Source organism: Bacillota bacterium (assembly GCA_033549065.1).
Classification (GTDB): Bacteria; Bacillota; Dethiobacteria; order DTU022; family DTU022; genus JAWSUE01.
The window spans coordinates 1-16,301 of sequence record JAWSUE010000002.1; the positions used below are offsets into that span (position 1 = coordinate 1).

The window sequence follows — 16,301 nt, forward strand, 5'->3', positions numbered from 1 at the left end:
AGGTTCACTGACCGCTAAACCGATCGACATGCTAAAAGGTGGACCAGTGGTTTTTTGCCGGTTGTGTTCTTCAATTTTGTGATGTATTCTTTCAACCATCCTCTGGCCTACCTCCAGTGTGGTGTTGGGTAAAACAACAGCGAATTCATCTCCACCGACCCGGGCCAGGATGTCTGAGGTGCGCAGGGCGCTTTTTAAGAGTTCCGCCCCGGTTTTCAGGAAGTTGTCGCCCTCACTGTGGCCCAGGGTGTCGTTAATCAGCTTCAGTCCATCGATGTCGGCCGAGATAACCGCAATCGGATGCTCGCGCGAACTATCCAACCTTTTCAGCTCGTTTTCATAATAACGCCGGTTGTAGAGGCCGGTCAGCTGGTCGTGAAAACCGATATATTGCAGTATAGCCTCGTGACTCTTTCGTTCCGTAACATCACGGACTATGGAGACTACTTCGATATCACCGATTGGTGCCAGGCGGGCTTCGAGGAACAGCTTAGATCCTTTCGCTTCGTAACTGTATTCGAAAACCTGCATCTCGCCGCTATCAAGAGCTTTATTAATGCCTGCCATAAGCTTTTGGGCGATGGGTGTGGGCAGGGTTTCGAACATAGTTTTACCGATCAGCCTGTTTTGCTGGTAAAGACTGTGTGATTTGGCATGCAGCATTGTTTCATCCTTGACAACTGCTTCGAGGTAAACCCCTTTCCGGTTGAAGCGGAAAAGCAGGTCCGGAATCGCTTTGATCAGGGCTTGGCTGCGCATTTCACTTTCGCGCAAATCCTTTTCAACTTTCTTCTGTTCACTAATATCGCGGGTTATGCCCAGCAAACCGGTTATATTTCCAGCATCGTCTCTCAAAAAAGATATATGCATGGCCACCCAGATAATACTCCCGTCTGCCCTGTAATGCTCTACTTCAATTAGACGGGACCGCTTCTTGTCGCTTGCCGGATTCGTTTCTTTTTCAATTTCTTCCTGCATTAATAAGATTACCTTTTCCAGACTATCCGGTGTAAGTTTTTGGTCCAAGTTTTTACTCATATGCTCACTGGCCGATTCCCCTAGCATTATTTCAACCGATGGGCTTACGTATATTGTTTCCAGGTTCTTATCTGCAATCCAAATAACATCTGTGATATTTTCAAGTATTTGCCGGTAATTTTCCTCATTCTGCCTATGGATTTCTTCTGCTTGCTTGCACTCGGTGATGTCATGGAAGACGGTGGCAAAATAGCCGGTTTTAACGCTGTAGACACTCACGTCGTACCAGCGGTTGAGCGGTTCGGAGTAGTTCTCGAAGCTGGCAGGTTTACTGCTCAGAGCTAACTTGCCGTAGATGTCGATCAAGTCAAAGCCTGATTTTCTTATTTCCGGCAATACTTCAGTCATCTTTTTACCGATCACTTTTTCTCTTTTTAGCCCGGTCATCTCTTCGAAGGCAGCATTGATCTTAAGAAAGATGTAGTCTATCGGGGCGCCTTCATTGTCTGTGACGACCTGGTGGTAGGCGAAGGCGTCAGGCAGGTTCTCAAGCAAAAGGCGATACTTCTCCTTATCCTGTTTCATAAAAATCGTCTCCCGACCATTTAAAAATCTAAAGATGCAAAATTTGGCCTCACAAGGCGTTTAGGCAGACTATTTTGCAGCTTGCAGCGGTTTAATTTGTTTTGTTTAACCATTACGATTTTCAAAAACTAATTTACTGTTGTATTACTGATCCCCCATAGATGGCCGCTGCTGATTCAATTGCAATGGCTTGTTCCCGTCAGACAGCATAATGGCAGCAAATAACATATAGTTTTATGAGATTTATTCTTTAGGTATGTCACAAAATTACCTTAACATTTTACAGAATATTTTGCAAGAACGCTTCAGATGAAACGGTAAGACAATGAGATTAGAGATGTAAATGTATCTATATTTGGAGTAAACATGGCAGGATAAGATTAAACTTTGTTGAATAACTACTTTCAGGCGTCCGGAGCCGGCCGGTCGGCTCCGCAGGACGTATTTTTATTAAAGGGAGGTTTTTGTTTGCAGACAACATATTCATCTCACTTCTTGCCGAACGGAATCAGGCTTATCTTTATGCCGACAAGGAAATTCAAGACTATCACGACTGGCCTCTTTTTGCACCAGGATCTAACTGCAGAAAATGCGGCCTATAATGCTTTGCTACCTGCTGTGCTTGAAAAAGGCTGCCGTTTATACCCTGATTTTTTAACCCTGCAGCGTGAACTCGAGAATTTATACGGTGCCGATCTCGATACTGATGTTATTAAAAGCGGAGAAAAGCATATATTATCTTTTATGCTTGAATCTGCCCATGACCATTACCTGGGAGAAAATTTTGACCTGTTAAAAAAGGGGATGTCCCTTCTCGGTTCAGTTGTGGGCGATCCTTTAATCGTTGAGGAGGCTTTTCAGGCAGATATTGTCAAGCAGGAAAAGAACCAGCTGATTAAAGATATTAAAGCCCTGCTTAATGATAAAACCGCCTATGCAGTTGAACGCTGTCTCTCGCTTATGTGTGCTGAAGAGCGATTTGGCATATATAAACTGGGGCGGATTGAGGATTACAAAAACATCGACGGGGCAAATCTTTACCGTTATTACGGTGATTTATTATTTCGCAATCCCCTGGATCTCTATATTGTTGGTGATTTAGAGGAAGAGAGGGTTATCGATGTAGCGAGAGAAATCTTCAGCTTTCAGCGCAGTGAGGATATTGCAGAGATTCAGGATACTGAATTTAAATATTCTCCAAAAGAATTAAAAGTGCATGAGGAATCGATGAATGTTAACCAGACAAAACTGGTCATCGGTTTCCGCACCGGTACCGGGTTCAGGGATGAACTTTACTGTCCTCTTCTGGTCTACAGTGGGATGCTCGGAGGATTCCCCCATTCCAAACTGTTCATGAAAGTGCGGGAAGAAGCAGGTCTTGCCTATTATATTCATACCCGTCTTGAACAGCATAAAGGATTGATGGTTATATCAGCCGGGATAAACTATGCTGATAAAGATAAGGCACAGGAAATCATAGATAAGCAGCTGGAAGACATGGTTAAAGGCAATATTACTGATGCTGAACTGAACAATACCAAGCGGGGCCTTGTCAACCAGCTTTTGTCACGCCTGGACAGCCCGAACCAGCTAATCAGTATCCATTTTGACGGAGTTGTCGGGGGTCGGATCTATATGATTGAAGAACTGATCCGGGGAATTGAGGCAGTTGTTCCGGAAGATATCATGGCGGTGGCAGAGAGAGTCAAACCCGAGTTGGTTTACCTGTTGAAGCCCCGGGAAGGAGAAGTAAATAATGGATAGTTACAGGCTGATAGAAAACCGGGCGCTGAAGGAGACCCTGCATCATTACCGGGTTTACCCGGGGATGGATGTCTATGTTTTGCCCAGGCCCGGATATAATAAAAAGTATGCCATATTCTCAACCCGTTTTGGCTCTATTGATTACCGGTTCAGGGTGGAGCCGGAAGAAGAAATCACCAGGGTGCCGGATGGTGTAGCCCATTTTTTGGAGCACAAACTTTTTGAAGATGAAGAGGGCAACGTTTTCGATCGCTTTGCTGCCCTTGGTGCTTCGGCCAACGCCTTTACATCATTTACCCAGACCACATATCTTTTTTCCTGTACCGCCAACTTTGAAGAAAACCTTCAACTCCTGCTCGACTTTGTGCAGGAACCGTACTTTACCTATCAAACGGTACTAAAAGAACAGGCGATAATTGGCCAGGAGATCAAGATGTACAGAGATCACCCGCAATGGCGAGTCTATTTCAACCTCCTGGATGCCCTCTACAGCAAGCACCCCGTCCGTAAGGACATTGCCGGTACAGAAAAAAGCATTGCCAGGATAACCCCTGAGCTTCTTCACCGCTGCTATAACACTTTTTATCATCCCAGTAATATGGCAGTTTTCGTCGTAGGAGATCTTGACCCCGAAGGAGTTGCCAAACAGGTTGAAGATAATCTTGCAGCTAGGAATTACGGGCAGATGGGTGCGATCGTCCGTTATTTTCCACGGGAGCCAAGACAGGTTAATAAAGAGAGGGTTGAACTTGAACTGGTTGTTTCCGAGCCAATTCTCTATCTCGGTTATAAAGATATTGTTGCCGAAAAACTGCATGGAAGTGATCTGCTGCGGCGGGACATATTGATGGAACTTGTGCTTGACATATTATTCGGAACCAGTGAATCGCTGTACAATGAACTTTACCGGGAAGATTTGATCGATGAAAGTTTTGGAGCCGAATATACGGCCGAGAGCACCTATGGCTATACCATGATCGGGGGAGAAACGAAAGACCCCGATCTTCTAATCCAGCGAATTCAAAATGCCATAGAAAAAGTCAGAAAAAACGGCATTACCGAAGAGCAGTTCGAACGACACCGCCGCAAAACACTCGGCGGCTATATCCGGCGCTTCAATTCCCTGGAATTCATCGCCAACAATTTTCTGGCTTACCTCTTCCGGGGCACCGATCTATTTGAACTGCCCTTAATCCTGAATGAAGTGAGAATGGAAGAGGCGATGGCCCTGATCGAAGAAAACCTCGATCCATCCCGCTGCGCCACCTCAATAATTTGGGGACACATTAGTTAATTATATTTTCCAAAAATTTAAACCCTAATTTACCCTAATTGCCAAATAGCCCTGGCCTTTTATTGAGACTGGGGCTTATTATTTTTGGGCAGAAAAGAGAGACTAATTGTCAGAAAATAAAATTAACTAATGTGTCCCGAAAATTATTTTGAAGTTGATTTTTTTGGTGCGAGAGGTTAAAATAGGTCTATTGGTGTGCACATTATTGTGCACAATGCAACAGGAGGACTGACGATGAATAAGTTTACACAATATGTTAACCCTTATTTGGGTGAGATGCTTGAAAACATCAAGCTCGATCAAAAATATGTCCGTGGTGAAGGTTGTTATCTCTATGATGATCTAGGTAACCGCTATCTCGACTGTATTGCTGCTTACGGGGCGCTGCCCTTCGGGCATAATCCCGAATTGATCTGGGAAGAGATCAATCGCTACCAGCAATCACAGGAGCCAAACTTTATCCAGCCTTCAGCTCTGGATGCTGCCGGAGAGCTGGCCCGCAGGCTGGTTGAAGAGGCACCTGATGGGTTGGAATATGTTACTTTTACCAACAGTGGGACTGAAGCGGTGGAAGCGGCCATAAAAATGTGCCGTTCCGCAAAGGGGCGCCCCGGGATCCTGGCTACAGAAAATAGTTTTCACGGTAAAACTTTCGGCGCTCTTTCAGCAACCGGTAATAAGGCTTACCAGTCCGTTTTCTATGCTCCTGCCGAGCATTTTCACCATATTCCCTATGGTGATATTGAAGCTCTGGAAAGTGAACTGTCTAAAAGAAAAGGTTATTACGCGGGCTTTTTGGTTGAACCGATCCAGGGCGAAGGCGGTATCATCGAACCTCCTGCCGGATATCTTCGAAAAGTTAAAGAAATATGTCAGGATAATGGAGTCCTGGTTGTTTTTGATGAGATACAGACCGGTTTGGGTCGGACAGGAACTCTATTTGCCTGTGAACAGGAGGATATTGCTCCGGATGTAATGGTATTGGCCAAAGCATTGGGCGGTGGGCTTATCCCGATCGGCGCTTGTTTAAGCAGCGATAACGCCTATAACGAAGACTTTGCCCTGAAACATTCATCAACTTTTGCCGGCAATTCTTTTGGCTGCCGGGTCGGTATAAAGGTGCTGGATATTCTCGATGCAAATAAAAAGCGCCTGCTTAAACAGGTCCGTGCGAATGGTCAGATATTTAAAGCAGGACTGGAAGATTTGAAAAATCAATATCCGCACTTGATCAAATCAATCCGTGGGCGCGGCCTGATGCTCGGGATCGAGTTCAACATGGATCGGGAGCAATTTCCGGGCAGTCTGCTAGGTGTAATGGCTGAACAGGAGCTGCTTACACCGGCTATCTCGTCATATCTGCTTAATGTAGAGAAGGTAAGGGTAGCACCAACCCTGAACGGTAATGCTGTAATCCGCATCGAGCCGCCGCTAACCATTACGGAAGAACAATGTAAAGAAGCCTTGTCCGGTATAGCATCCATGCTCAATATATTGAGTGAAAGGAATACGGCAAAATTTCTTGCTTACCTGGTTCGCCCGGAAGGCAAGGGTGATTTTGTTGAATTTACCCCATATCCGGCTCCTGATGTTGTTCCGAGCGGTAAACCTGATGAAGGGCGTTTTGCCTTCTTAATCCATGCCCTTGATCTGAAAAGCTACCCTCAGTTTGACAACAGCCTGAACTCATTCACCCAGCCTGAACTGGCCGATCTGACAGGACGGTTCAATGACCTGGTTGAACCATTCGTGGCCGGAAAAACCAGGATTCATTCAGCATCAGGTAAGACTGCTTACGGAGAATTCATTGCCCTTTCAAGAACTACCGATGAATTTATTGATATGCCAAAAACCCAGGCAATGGCTGAACTGAAAGCTGCCGTAAAAATGGCCCGGGAAAGGGGAGCACAGATAGTAGGCCTCGGTGCTTTTACCGCCGTGGCCTCAATGGGTGGCCTTTACCTGAAGAATGAGGGTGTTCCGATCACTACCGGTAACAGTTATACAGTTGTTTCAGCAGTTGATGCGGTAAATACTGCCACGGAAAAACTGCAGATAGATCGATCCCAGACAACTGCAGCCATCGTCGGTGCAGCGGGGTCAATAGGCCGCGGGATATCCTTGCTTCTTTCAGAAACAGTACCGCGCCTGATTCTAATCGGTAACCCGAACAATCAGACCTCCAGTGAGAGGCTCCACCTGGTTGCTGCAGAGATATACCGTTACCAGTCCGCTCTCCTTGAACAGGGACGGCCTCTGAAGCCCGGCAGTATGGGTCAACTGCTGGCCGGATGTTCCGAATTGCCCAAACCAGATGCCCCGATGGATGCCTTCGAAGATTTTGTTGACGGCGAGGGAAACCGCCTGGGCTTGATCGAGTTCTCAACCGATATTGATGCGGTCCTGGCCCGGGCTGATATAGTTATCAGCGCCACAAGCGCGACTGAAAAAGTGATTCATGCCGGAAACCTGAAAACCGGAGCGATAGTCTGCGACATTTCCCGCCCGGCCAATGTCAGTGAAGAAGTCGACGCAGCCAGACCCGATGTCCTGGTTATCGACGGCGGGGTTGTCGAAGTGCCCGGTTTGCCATCATTCGGCTGGGATTTCGGTTTCGAACAGGGCTTGGCTTATGCCTGCATGGCTGAAACGATGATGCTTGCCCTGGAACAGCATTACAAACACTATAGCCTCGGTTCATCAGGCGTAAATCTGGAGACAATCCTTCAAACCAGGTACTGGGCAACTGAACACGGTTTCAAACTGGCCAATTTCCGCAGTTTCAATCGTCCCTTGAGCGAAGATAGCTGGCAGACGCTGCTTAAAACACGTAAACAACTGGTCGCCCGATAAAAATTATGTTAGAATAATCAGGTGCTGACCAATTATACTCGCTGATCAAGCTCTGAAGGGGTGGTTGTTGTGGAGAAAAAAGAAGGGCGCGAAAATAATGCCCGGGATAAGGATTTTGTAAAGGAAATAACTCCAAAAGCTGTCGATTATTCCCAATGGTACATTGATGTAATCACAAAAACAAAAATGATGGACTATTCTCCGGTAAAGGGTTTCATGGCAATCCGTCCAGCTGGATATGCCATCTGGGAAAAGATCCAGGAACAGATGGACCGCCGATTCAAAGAAACCGGCCATCAGAATGCCTATTTCCCCCTGCTTATCCCCCAGAGCCTGCTGCAAAAGGAAGCCGAGCACGTCGAAGGGTTTGCGCCCGAAGTCGCCTGGGTTACAAAGGGAGGCGGCGAGGTGCTCACAGAGCCACTGCTTATTCGCCCCACTTCAGAGTCGATAATATGTGATTTCTACTCCCGCTGGGTTCAGTCATGGCGGGATCTGCCCATTCTGATCAACCAGTGGTGTAATGTTGTCCGCTGGGAGAAAGCTACCCGGCCATTCCTCCGCACTTCTGAATTTCTCTGGCAGGAAGGTCATACCTGCCATCGCACTGAAGAGGAAGCCGAGGCCGAAACCCTGCAGATGCTCAACGTCTATAAAGACTGTATAGAAGAGGAGATGGCCATCCCCGTTGTTGACGGCCGTAAAACGGAAAGAGAGAAATTCGCCGGTGCCCTGCGCACCTATTCCGTAGAAGCTCTGATGAGTGACGGGCGTGCGCTACAGGCCGGCACCTCGCACAACCTGGGACAGCATTTTGCAAAAGTATTCGATATAACCTACCTTGACCAGGACGAACAGCTCAAATACGTATGGCAGACTTCCTGGGGTGTTTCAACCAGGTTGATCGGAGCCCTGATCATGGTTCACGGTGATGACCGCGGACTTGTTCTGCCTCCACGATTGGCGCCGGTCCAGGTCGTAATTGTTCCCATCCTGACCAAGAAAGACCGTGAACGGGTTCTCGAGGCTGTTGTCAGACTTGAGGGTGAACTTAAGAAAAGTATCCGGGTTAAACTCGATGACCGGGAAGAGTATTCACCCGGCTGGAAGTATAATGAATGGGAAATGAAGGGGGTTCCTCTCCGCATCGAAGTGGGTCCGAAAGATCTTGATAAAGGACACGTTGTTCTGGTCAGACGCGACACCGGTAAAAAAGAATTTGTTAATCGGGAAGATCTGGCTGAATACCTACCCCGTTTACTGGAAGAGATTCAAAATGATATGCGCCAGAGAGCTCTTGATTTCCGTGAAGCAAATACTCGTAGCGGTGACGATTATGAAGAGTTTAAGCGGATCATGGAAGAGGAACGCGGTTTCTTTGTAGCATCCTGGTGCGGGGATGCGGAATGTGAGGAAAAGGTAAAAATTGATACAAAAGCTACTATCCGTTGTCTTCCCTTCGGGATGAAACCGGAATATGATAAATGCATAGTCTGTGGAGAAAAAGCAGTCGAAGTAGCCTACTTTGCACGCGCCTATTAAATGAAGGAAGGACAATCATGCAGCAGAAACGGGAATTACGGAAGCAGATAATCAAGATGCGCGATCAGTTGCCACCGGAAGCAATCAATGAAAAAAGCCACAGGATAGCTGAAAAACTATATAGTTTGCCTATCTACCGTAATGCTCCGATTGTTATGTTTTTCCTCACTTTCGGTAGTGAAGTTAATACTCAGGAAATGGTTGAAGAAACTATCCGGAGAGAGAAAGTAGCACTGGCACCCAAGGCAATTCCTGCAGAAAAAGATATGATCCCCCTCAGGATTAATGACTGGGATCGTGATCTCAAGATCGGGGCATACAATATACCGGAGCCGAAGTTCAATAACTACCGTATTGTCGTGCCGGAAGCAATAACCCTGCTGATCGTTCCCGGAGTTGCATTTGATCTAAAAGGAAACCGCCTAGGCTACGGAGGCGGTTATTATGATCGTTTTTTCTACAAGCTGGACAGCCATGTACCCCTGGTGGCGCTGGCGTTTGAGCTGCAGATAGTCCCGGAGGTTCCTGTCGACGAATGGGATCGTCCGGTAGATACGATTATTACTGAGGATAGAATTATCGAGATAAATCCAACTTAAATAAATTCTTAAGCTTCCGGTATGAAATAACCGAAGAAGAGCATTTCTACGATAGTCTCGGTAATATGTTCAAGGTTACTTTCCTTCTCCTCAACAACTTCCCAGATAAAGCGGTCTACCAGTAAAATGAATGCCTTTGCCACAGTTTGCATATCAAACTTTTTAGCCAAACCCTTCTCTTGTGCGTAGGCAAAGGAACTGGCTGCGCTTTTAATAAACTGATCTTTTATGTTATTCCAGTGAGCTGCAATGGAAGATGACTGTCCCAGAGCTTCCTGATAAACTCTCATGATCGGTCGATGCTGCTGTGAAAGCCTGAAAGAAGTTAAAATAAGTTCGAAATAAGCGCTTTTGGCTTCTCTAAGGGTGGCAGGAGAGAATGAAACTTCAAGCAGGTTATAAAATTCGTCAAGAACATTATCGACAACCTTGTTCAGGATATCGTCTTTGCCTTTAAAATGGCTGTAAACGGTCCCGTACCCAACCTTGGCCCGATCACTTATTTTTGCAATGGTGGTTTTTGCATAACCTTCATTGAGAAATACTTCAAGAGCGGTATCCAGAATCAGCTTGCGGGTAATACGGCTGCGCAGGTAACGACGTGGTCTTCTGGTGATTTGTTTTTCCACAGACAGGTGAGCCTCCTTGAACTTGTGATGATTATTAACTTAAGTGATGACGACATTATATCATTTTATTAAAATATTTGCAAAGCTTAATTGTAAAAAAAAATCGTTTTAATCAGCAGAAAAAATCTCCTTTTGCTCGGCACTCGCTAATTTAGTAATATATATATCATAATAAAGGAATTATAAGATTAGAAGGTAATTATTCGGATAGATAATAAGTTAAAAGGGGTGTCAAATGGCAATCTATGCTATTGGTGATTTACATCTATCCCATAGCCAGGAAAAACCGATGCATATATTCGGACCTGACTGGACCGACCACGCCGCCAGAATTGAGTCAAACTGGAATGCTATGGTTGGTCCGGATGATTTCGTAATCGTCATTGGTGACATCTCCTGGGCAATGCATCTGAAGGATGCCCTTCCAGACCTTGAATGGCTTTCCGGATTGACTGGAACCAAACTCTTGATCAGGGGAAACCATGATTACTGGTGGTCATCTATCGGTAAGGTACGCAGCGAACTTCCTCCGGGTCTGCTGGCCCTGCAGAACGATCATTATACCTGGGATGACTGGGCAATATGTGGCACACGGGGATGGGTCTGTCCCGGTGAAGATGGCTTTGACAACGAGCATGACCAGAAAATTTATTTGAGGGAAGCTCAACGGTTACAACTATCTTTGGAAAGCGCAAGAAAAAGCAGTTCATCACCGATCATTGCTGCCCTGCATTTTCCACCTTACAACCGTCAGGCTGAGCCAAGTGCCTTTACCAATCTTCTGGAGCAGTATGCAGTTGAAATTTGTGTTTTCGGACATATCCATGATCCCGGCCGGGATTTTATCCACCAGGGCGTCCTGAACGGTGTTGATTATCGTTTCGCAGCAGCAGATGGAATAAATTTTACACCGCTCAAACTGACCTGATCTTTTTTTATCTCAGGCAGGATTGAGATGTTTAATTGGTTAATTATATATAGTTGAGATTTGTAATGAGTAGGCATCTGCTGATAGCAATGTCCGGTGACAGGAGGTAAAAATATTTGAACAAATCAAACGAAGAAATGGATATCCAGGCGGTTGATTTAGAAGCTATTGACAAGATTGTAGAGCCTTACCTTGGCAAGAAAGAGATGGTTATCCCGGTCCTGCAAAAAGTCCAGGAACACTATGGTTATCTTCCCCGGCCTGCAATGGAAAAGGTTTCCAGATTAATGAGGATCCCCTTAAGCCGCCTCTATGGTGTGGCCACATTTTATGCCCAGTTCAAGATGAAACCCCGGGGCAGATACATTATCAGGGTTTGCAAGGGGACGGCTTGTCATATTCAGGGCAGCCCGAAAATTGCCGAACGGATTGAAAAAACCCTTGATGTTAATAGTGGTGAAACAACCGATGACCTGCGTTTTACCTTGGAAGAAGTTGCCTGTATCGGTGCCTGTGCCCTGGCACCGGTTATCATGATTAACGATGACCCCCATGGGCGATTAACCCCGGACAAGGTAAAAGAAATTCTTAACAGCTATGAATAAGAGGAGGAATCGTTGTGGAAAGATTTATCGATCACTGTTGTGAGAAATGTACCCATTCAAAGACAACCCCATGCAAGGATTTCATAAAGTGCTGTGTTGAGGGTCCCATCTGCCATGAAGATCCGGTTTGTGCGGAACAGCGCAAGGCCATAATGGATAAAGTCGCCTTGAATGAACAGTTTGTTGTCTGCTGACTGAAAGCTCCATTGTCAGTGCCCTAAATGTATTTACCGAGGGAGGTAACAATATTGTATGAAAAACACCTGATGATCTGTGGTGCCACGGGGTGTATATCTTCAGGCTCACAGTCAGTTGAGCAGGCTTTAATTGAAGAACTTGAGAAAAAGGGAATTAGAGATAAATATCGCATCGTTATGGGCGGTTGCCCCGGGTTTTGTGAAGTAGGGCCGATTATCGTTATTTACCCCGATGAAGTTTTTTACTGCCGTCTGAAACCGGGCGACATGGCGGAAATTGTTGAACAGCATCTTATCGGCGGTGAGATCGTCGAGAAATTTCTCTACAAAGGACCGGATGTTGATCTTCCCTCCCGTTTTTATGATACCATTCCGTTTTATGCAAAACAGAAATTCAATGTCCTGCGTAATAGTGGAATAATTGATCCGGAAAATATTGATGAATATATTATGCGCGGTGGTTACCGGGCCTTTACCCGGGCACTTGAAATGGATCCGGCCGCTATTTGTGAAGAAGTCAAACAGTCCGGTTTGCGCGGACGGGGTGGGGCCGGATTTTCCACCGGTCTGAAATGGGAGTTTACCAACAAAGCGCCTGGTGATAAAAAGTATGTAGTCTGTAATGCTGACGAAGGTGACCCGGGTGCATTCATGGATCGCAGCATTCTCGAAGGAGACCCTCATGCCATCCTGGAGGGGATGCTCATCTGCGGACGGGCCATAGGTGCCAACGAGGGATATATCTACTGCCGGGCTGAATATCCTCTGGCCATCAAGCGGCTTAAGATTGCCATTAAGCAGGCGGAAGAATATGGACTGCTCGGTGAAAATATTCTCGGTTATGAGTTTGATTTCAAGATTAACATCAAAGAGGGGGCAGGCGCTTTTGTCTGTGGTGAAGAGACCGCCCTGCTTGCTTCAATCGAGGGGAAAAGGGGTATGCCCCGACCCCGGCCGCCATTCCCCGCCCAGTCCGGACTCTTCGGCAAACCGACAACCATTAACAATGTTGAAACCCTGGCCAATATTCCCCTGATTGTTAAGGAGGGCGGCGCTGCTGAATTTGCATCTATAGGTACTGAAGGCAGCAAGGGAACTAAAGTTTTCGCTCTCGCCGGGAAAATCCGTAACACCGGACTCTGTGAGGTTCCCATGGGGATCACGATCAGAGAAATAATTTTTGATGTTGGCGGTGGCATTAAAGGTGGCCGGGAATTTAAAGCTGTACAGGCCGGGGGACCTTCCGGTGGCTGCATTCCGGCTGAACAGCTGGATCTCCCCATAGATTATGATTCGCTGAACAAAGCAGGCGCGATTATGGGGTCGGGTGGCCTGGTTGTCATGGATGACCGGACCTGCATGGTTGACCTGGCGCGTTACTTTTTAAGTTTCACCCAGAAAGAATCCTGCGGCAAGTGTACTCCCTGCCGTGAGGGAACAAAAAGAATGTTGGAAATACTAACCCGCATCTCCGAGGGTCTGGGCAAGCCCGAAGACCTTGAAACCCTGGACTCAATGGCCTACAGCATTAAAGACAGCGCTCTCTGCGGTCTGGGCCAAACCTGTCCGAACCCGGTCCTCAGCACGATCCGTTACTTTCGGCACGAATACGAGGAGCATATTAACGATAAATTCTGCCGAGCCGGGGTCTGTAAAGCGCTCTTCCATTACATAATTGATCCCGAAAAATGTACCGGCTGCAGAGCCTGTGTCCGTGCCTGCCCGGTTGATGCGATCCGGGGAGAGAAAAAAGAAGCGCACGAGATTCTTCAGGATCTCTGCACCCGCTGCGGAAGTTGCGTTGAAAAATGCCGCCAGGAATGTATCCTGGTTGCACCAGTTGGGAGGGAAGCTGATGTCAGCAATTAATTTAACAATCGACGGAATCAATATCGAAGTCCCCCCGGGAACAACTATCCTGCAGGCTGCCCGTCAGCTGGGTATTGATATCCCCACATTTTGTTACGACAAAGAACTCTCGGCAAACGGGGCCTGCCGGATTTGTGTTGTAGAGGTTGAAAACGCCAGAGCCCTGGTTGCATCCTGTGTTGCACCGGTCGGACCGGGAATGATTATTCACACCGAATCAGAAAGAGTGATCAATGCCCGAAAATCTATTCTCAGCCTGTTGATTGCCAATCATCCCCTGGTTTGTATCACCTGTGAAAAAACCGGTGAATGCAAGCTGCAGGATTACTGTTACCGTTACGGCATTACTGACAGCGAGTTTGTCGGCGAAGTGAAGGAACTTAGCCTGGACGATACGAATGAATTCTTTGTCAGGGATATGAATAAATGCATACTATGTGGTATCTGTGTTGGCAAATGCCAGGATGTCGTGGGAGCAGGAGCCATAGATTTCACCAGCAGGGGTTTTGTGACTAACGTGGGCCCCGCTTTTGAAGACAGAATAGAAGATTCCACCTGTGTTTTCTGCGGGCTCTGTATCGACAGCTGTCCGGTTGGCGCCCTTACTCCGAAATCCAAGCTGGGACAGGGACGTCCCTGGCAGGTTGAATTGGTTAAAACAATTTGCCCTTACTGCAGTCTCGGCTGCGGAATCAACCTGCAGGTTAAAGATAATAAACCGATTGGGGTAACTCCCGTCACAGAGAGCCCGGTTAATCGCGGACATCTTTGTATCAAAGGCAAGTTTGGCTGGGATTACCTGAACAGTGAAGACCGTTTGACTACCCCTCTGATCAAATCCAATGGTGTCTTTATAGAGGTCAGCTGGGAAGAGGCCCTCAGCTATATAGTCGATAATCTTGATGATATTAAAACCCGCTACGGTGCAGATGCCCTGATGGGTTTATGTTCACCGAAAACTGGCAACGAAGAAAGCTATCTATTTCAAAAATTCATCCGCTCCATGGGCACCAATAACGTGGACAGCTATACCAGACACTGCCATGCACCGTCGGTTGATGGACTGATGAAAGCCTTTGGTAGCGCGGCCCTGACAAATAGTATTGAAGAGATAGCCTCGGCTAAAACAATATTTGTTATTGAAGCAGACCCTCTGGAAAGCCATCCCATCCTGGGCTACCGGATTCGCGAGGCAGTAAGGAAGGGCGGTCAGTTGATCCTGGCCAATCACGGACATGCCGGTTTAACTGAACTGGCCAACCAGTATCTTCAGTTCAAACCGGGTACAGCTGTTGCCCTGGTCAATGCCATGGCCCAGGTAATAATTGAAGAGGGGTTGACTGATAAGGCCTTCATCGGGAAACGCACTGAAGGTTTTGATGCATTCACCGGGCATATTGCCCGCTATACCCCTGCATATGCGGCGAAGATAACCGGTCTTACCGAGGAAGAGATTAAAACTGCTGCCCGTGCTTATGCCGGCGCGGAAACCGCAGCAATTGTCTCCAAAGCAGGTGCTACAGAATCCGGTGGAGGAACCGACCTGGTTCTGGCCCTGGCCAACCTGGCCCTGCTTACCGGTAACCTTGGTAAGGAATCAACCGGGCTTTACTTGCCCTATGGGGAGAATAACCTGCAGGGATGTGCCGATATGGGAGGTCTGCCGGCGGTTCTTCCCGGTTACCAGACGATCAGGGAAAAATCGATCAGGGATAAATTCTCCCGTTCCTGGGGGGTTCAGATCAGTGACAAACCAGGTTTATCAGCGGCGGAAATGTTTGAAAATCCTGAACAGAGCGGGATTAAAGCCCTCTACATTATGGGTGAAAACCCTGTTTCCTGTCGACATGAAGACCAAAAAATGGTCAATTTCCTTAAAGAACTTGAATTCCTGGTAGTTCAGGATATCTTCATGACCGAAACTGCTTCCCTGGCGGATGTTATTCTGCCTGCAGCGGCCTATGGAGAGAAAACCGTAACCTATACCAATACGGAACGAAGAGTTCAGATCAGCAATGCAGCAGTAGAACCTCCCGGAGAAGCACACCCCGACTGGGCAATTATAGCTGAGCTGGCTGGCTGGCTCGGTTTTGAATGGGAATATGGGGGACCTGAAGAAATTATGGCGGAAATTGCATCACTGGTACCCCAGTATGCGGGAATTTCCTATGAGCGGTTGATTGATCATGGTCTGCAGTGGCCCTGCCCTACTCCCGGGCATTCCGGGACCAAATACCTTTACGAAGGGCGTTTTGGTCGCGGCCTGGGGCTTTTTAGCCCGGTAGATTTTAAACCATATGTTGAAGAGGCTGTCGGGAGCGAAGTTTACACAGAAGAGAATGGAGAGCATCCCTGCAGCTGCCTGAGTGAAAGCATGACCAGGCGTTCTGTAATCAGCGTTTTTAAAGACAGCTGTAACTGTTGATCTTAAATATTCTATTCTGTATTGGAGGCGGAA

The 16,301-nt window shown here is 47.0% G+C and carries 12 protein-coding genes; 10 read left to right on the top strand and 2 right to left on the bottom strand.

The window, feature by feature from the left end; all coding sequences use genetic code 11:
* The coding region (locus SCJ97_01220; GenBank protein MDW7738664.1) for a PAS domain S-box protein at positions 1-1,563 on the bottom strand (1,563 nt) is incomplete at its 3' end.
* Positions 1,564-2,031: 468 nt separating this feature from the next.
* Between SCJ97_01220 and SCJ97_01225 the strand changes: the two genes are divergently transcribed.
* The 5 genes from SCJ97_01225 to SCJ97_01245 all read left to right on the top strand — a co-directional run bounded on the left by SCJ97_01225 (position 2,032) and on the right by SCJ97_01245 (position 9,615).
* Entirely contained in the window at positions 2,032-3,327 is a 1,296-nt protein-coding gene (locus tag SCJ97_01225; protein ID MDW7738665.1) for a pitrilysin family protein, read from the top strand.
* A complete protein-coding gene (locus SCJ97_01230) occupies positions 3,320-4,621 on the top strand; it encodes a pitrilysin family protein (GenBank protein MDW7738666.1) in 1,302 nt (433 codons plus the stop codon). Before SCJ97_01225 ends, SCJ97_01230 begins: the two co-directional genes overlap by 8 nt.
* A 234-nt stretch (positions 4,622-4,855) precedes the next feature.
* Positions 4,856-7,474, top strand: coding sequence for an aminotransferase class III-fold pyridoxal phosphate-dependent enzyme (locus tag SCJ97_01235; GenBank protein ID MDW7738667.1), 2,619 nt, complete (start codon positions 4,856-4,858; stop codon positions 7,472-7,474).
* A gap of 69 nt (positions 7,475-7,543) precedes the next feature.
* The gene (gene proS, locus SCJ97_01240; GenBank protein MDW7738668.1) at positions 7,544-9,016 is read left to right on the top strand and encodes a proline--tRNA ligase; all 1,473 of its coding nucleotides are present in this window, start codon (positions 7,544-7,546) and stop codon (positions 9,014-9,016) included.
* 17 nt (positions 9,017-9,033) lie between these two features.
* Positions 9,034-9,615: a 5-formyltetrahydrofolate cyclo-ligase gene (locus tag SCJ97_01245; protein MDW7738669.1), complete on the top strand. Its 582-nt coding sequence runs from the start codon at positions 9,034-9,036 to the stop codon at positions 9,613-9,615.
* A gap of 8 nt (positions 9,616-9,623) precedes the next feature.
* On the opposite strand, the gene SCJ97_01250 is transcribed toward SCJ97_01245, so the two are convergent.
* Positions 9,624-10,244: a TetR/AcrR family transcriptional regulator gene (locus SCJ97_01250; protein MDW7738670.1), complete on the bottom strand. Its 621-nt coding sequence runs from the start codon at positions 10,242-10,244 to the stop codon at positions 9,624-9,626.
* A 235-nt stretch (positions 10,245-10,479) separates the two neighbouring features.
* On the opposite strand from SCJ97_01250, the gene SCJ97_01255 reads away from it, so the two are divergent.
* The 5 genes from SCJ97_01255 (at position 10,480) to SCJ97_01275 (ending at position 16,268) form a co-directional block, all read left to right on the top strand.
* Complete coding sequence (locus tag SCJ97_01255; GenBank protein MDW7738671.1) at positions 10,480-11,172, top strand: metallophosphoesterase; 693 nt, start codon at positions 10,480-10,482, stop codon at positions 11,170-11,172.
* A 116-nt stretch (positions 11,173-11,288) separates the two neighbouring features.
* Positions 11,289-11,777, top strand: a complete 489-nt coding sequence (nuoE, locus tag SCJ97_01260) for an NADH-quinone oxidoreductase subunit NuoE (GenBank protein ID MDW7738672.1) — start codon at positions 11,289-11,291, stop codon at positions 11,775-11,777.
* 14 nt (positions 11,778-11,791) lie between these two features.
* Complete coding sequence (locus SCJ97_01265) at positions 11,792-11,971, top strand: CCxxC motif-containing NuoF prefix domain-containing protein (GenBank protein ID MDW7738673.1); 180 nt, start codon at positions 11,792-11,794, stop codon at positions 11,969-11,971.
* Positions 11,972-11,998: 27 nt separating this feature from the next.
* Positions 11,999-13,843, top strand: coding sequence for an NADH-quinone oxidoreductase subunit NuoF (nuoF, locus tag SCJ97_01270; protein ID MDW7738674.1), 1,845 nt, complete (start codon positions 11,999-12,001; stop codon positions 13,841-13,843).
* Positions 13,830-16,268: a molybdopterin-dependent oxidoreductase gene (locus SCJ97_01275; protein ID MDW7738675.1), complete on the top strand. Its 2,439-nt coding sequence runs from the start codon at positions 13,830-13,832 to the stop codon at positions 16,266-16,268. Before nuoF ends, SCJ97_01275 begins: the two co-directional genes overlap by 14 nt.
* Positions 16,269-16,301: the final 33 nt, after the last annotated feature.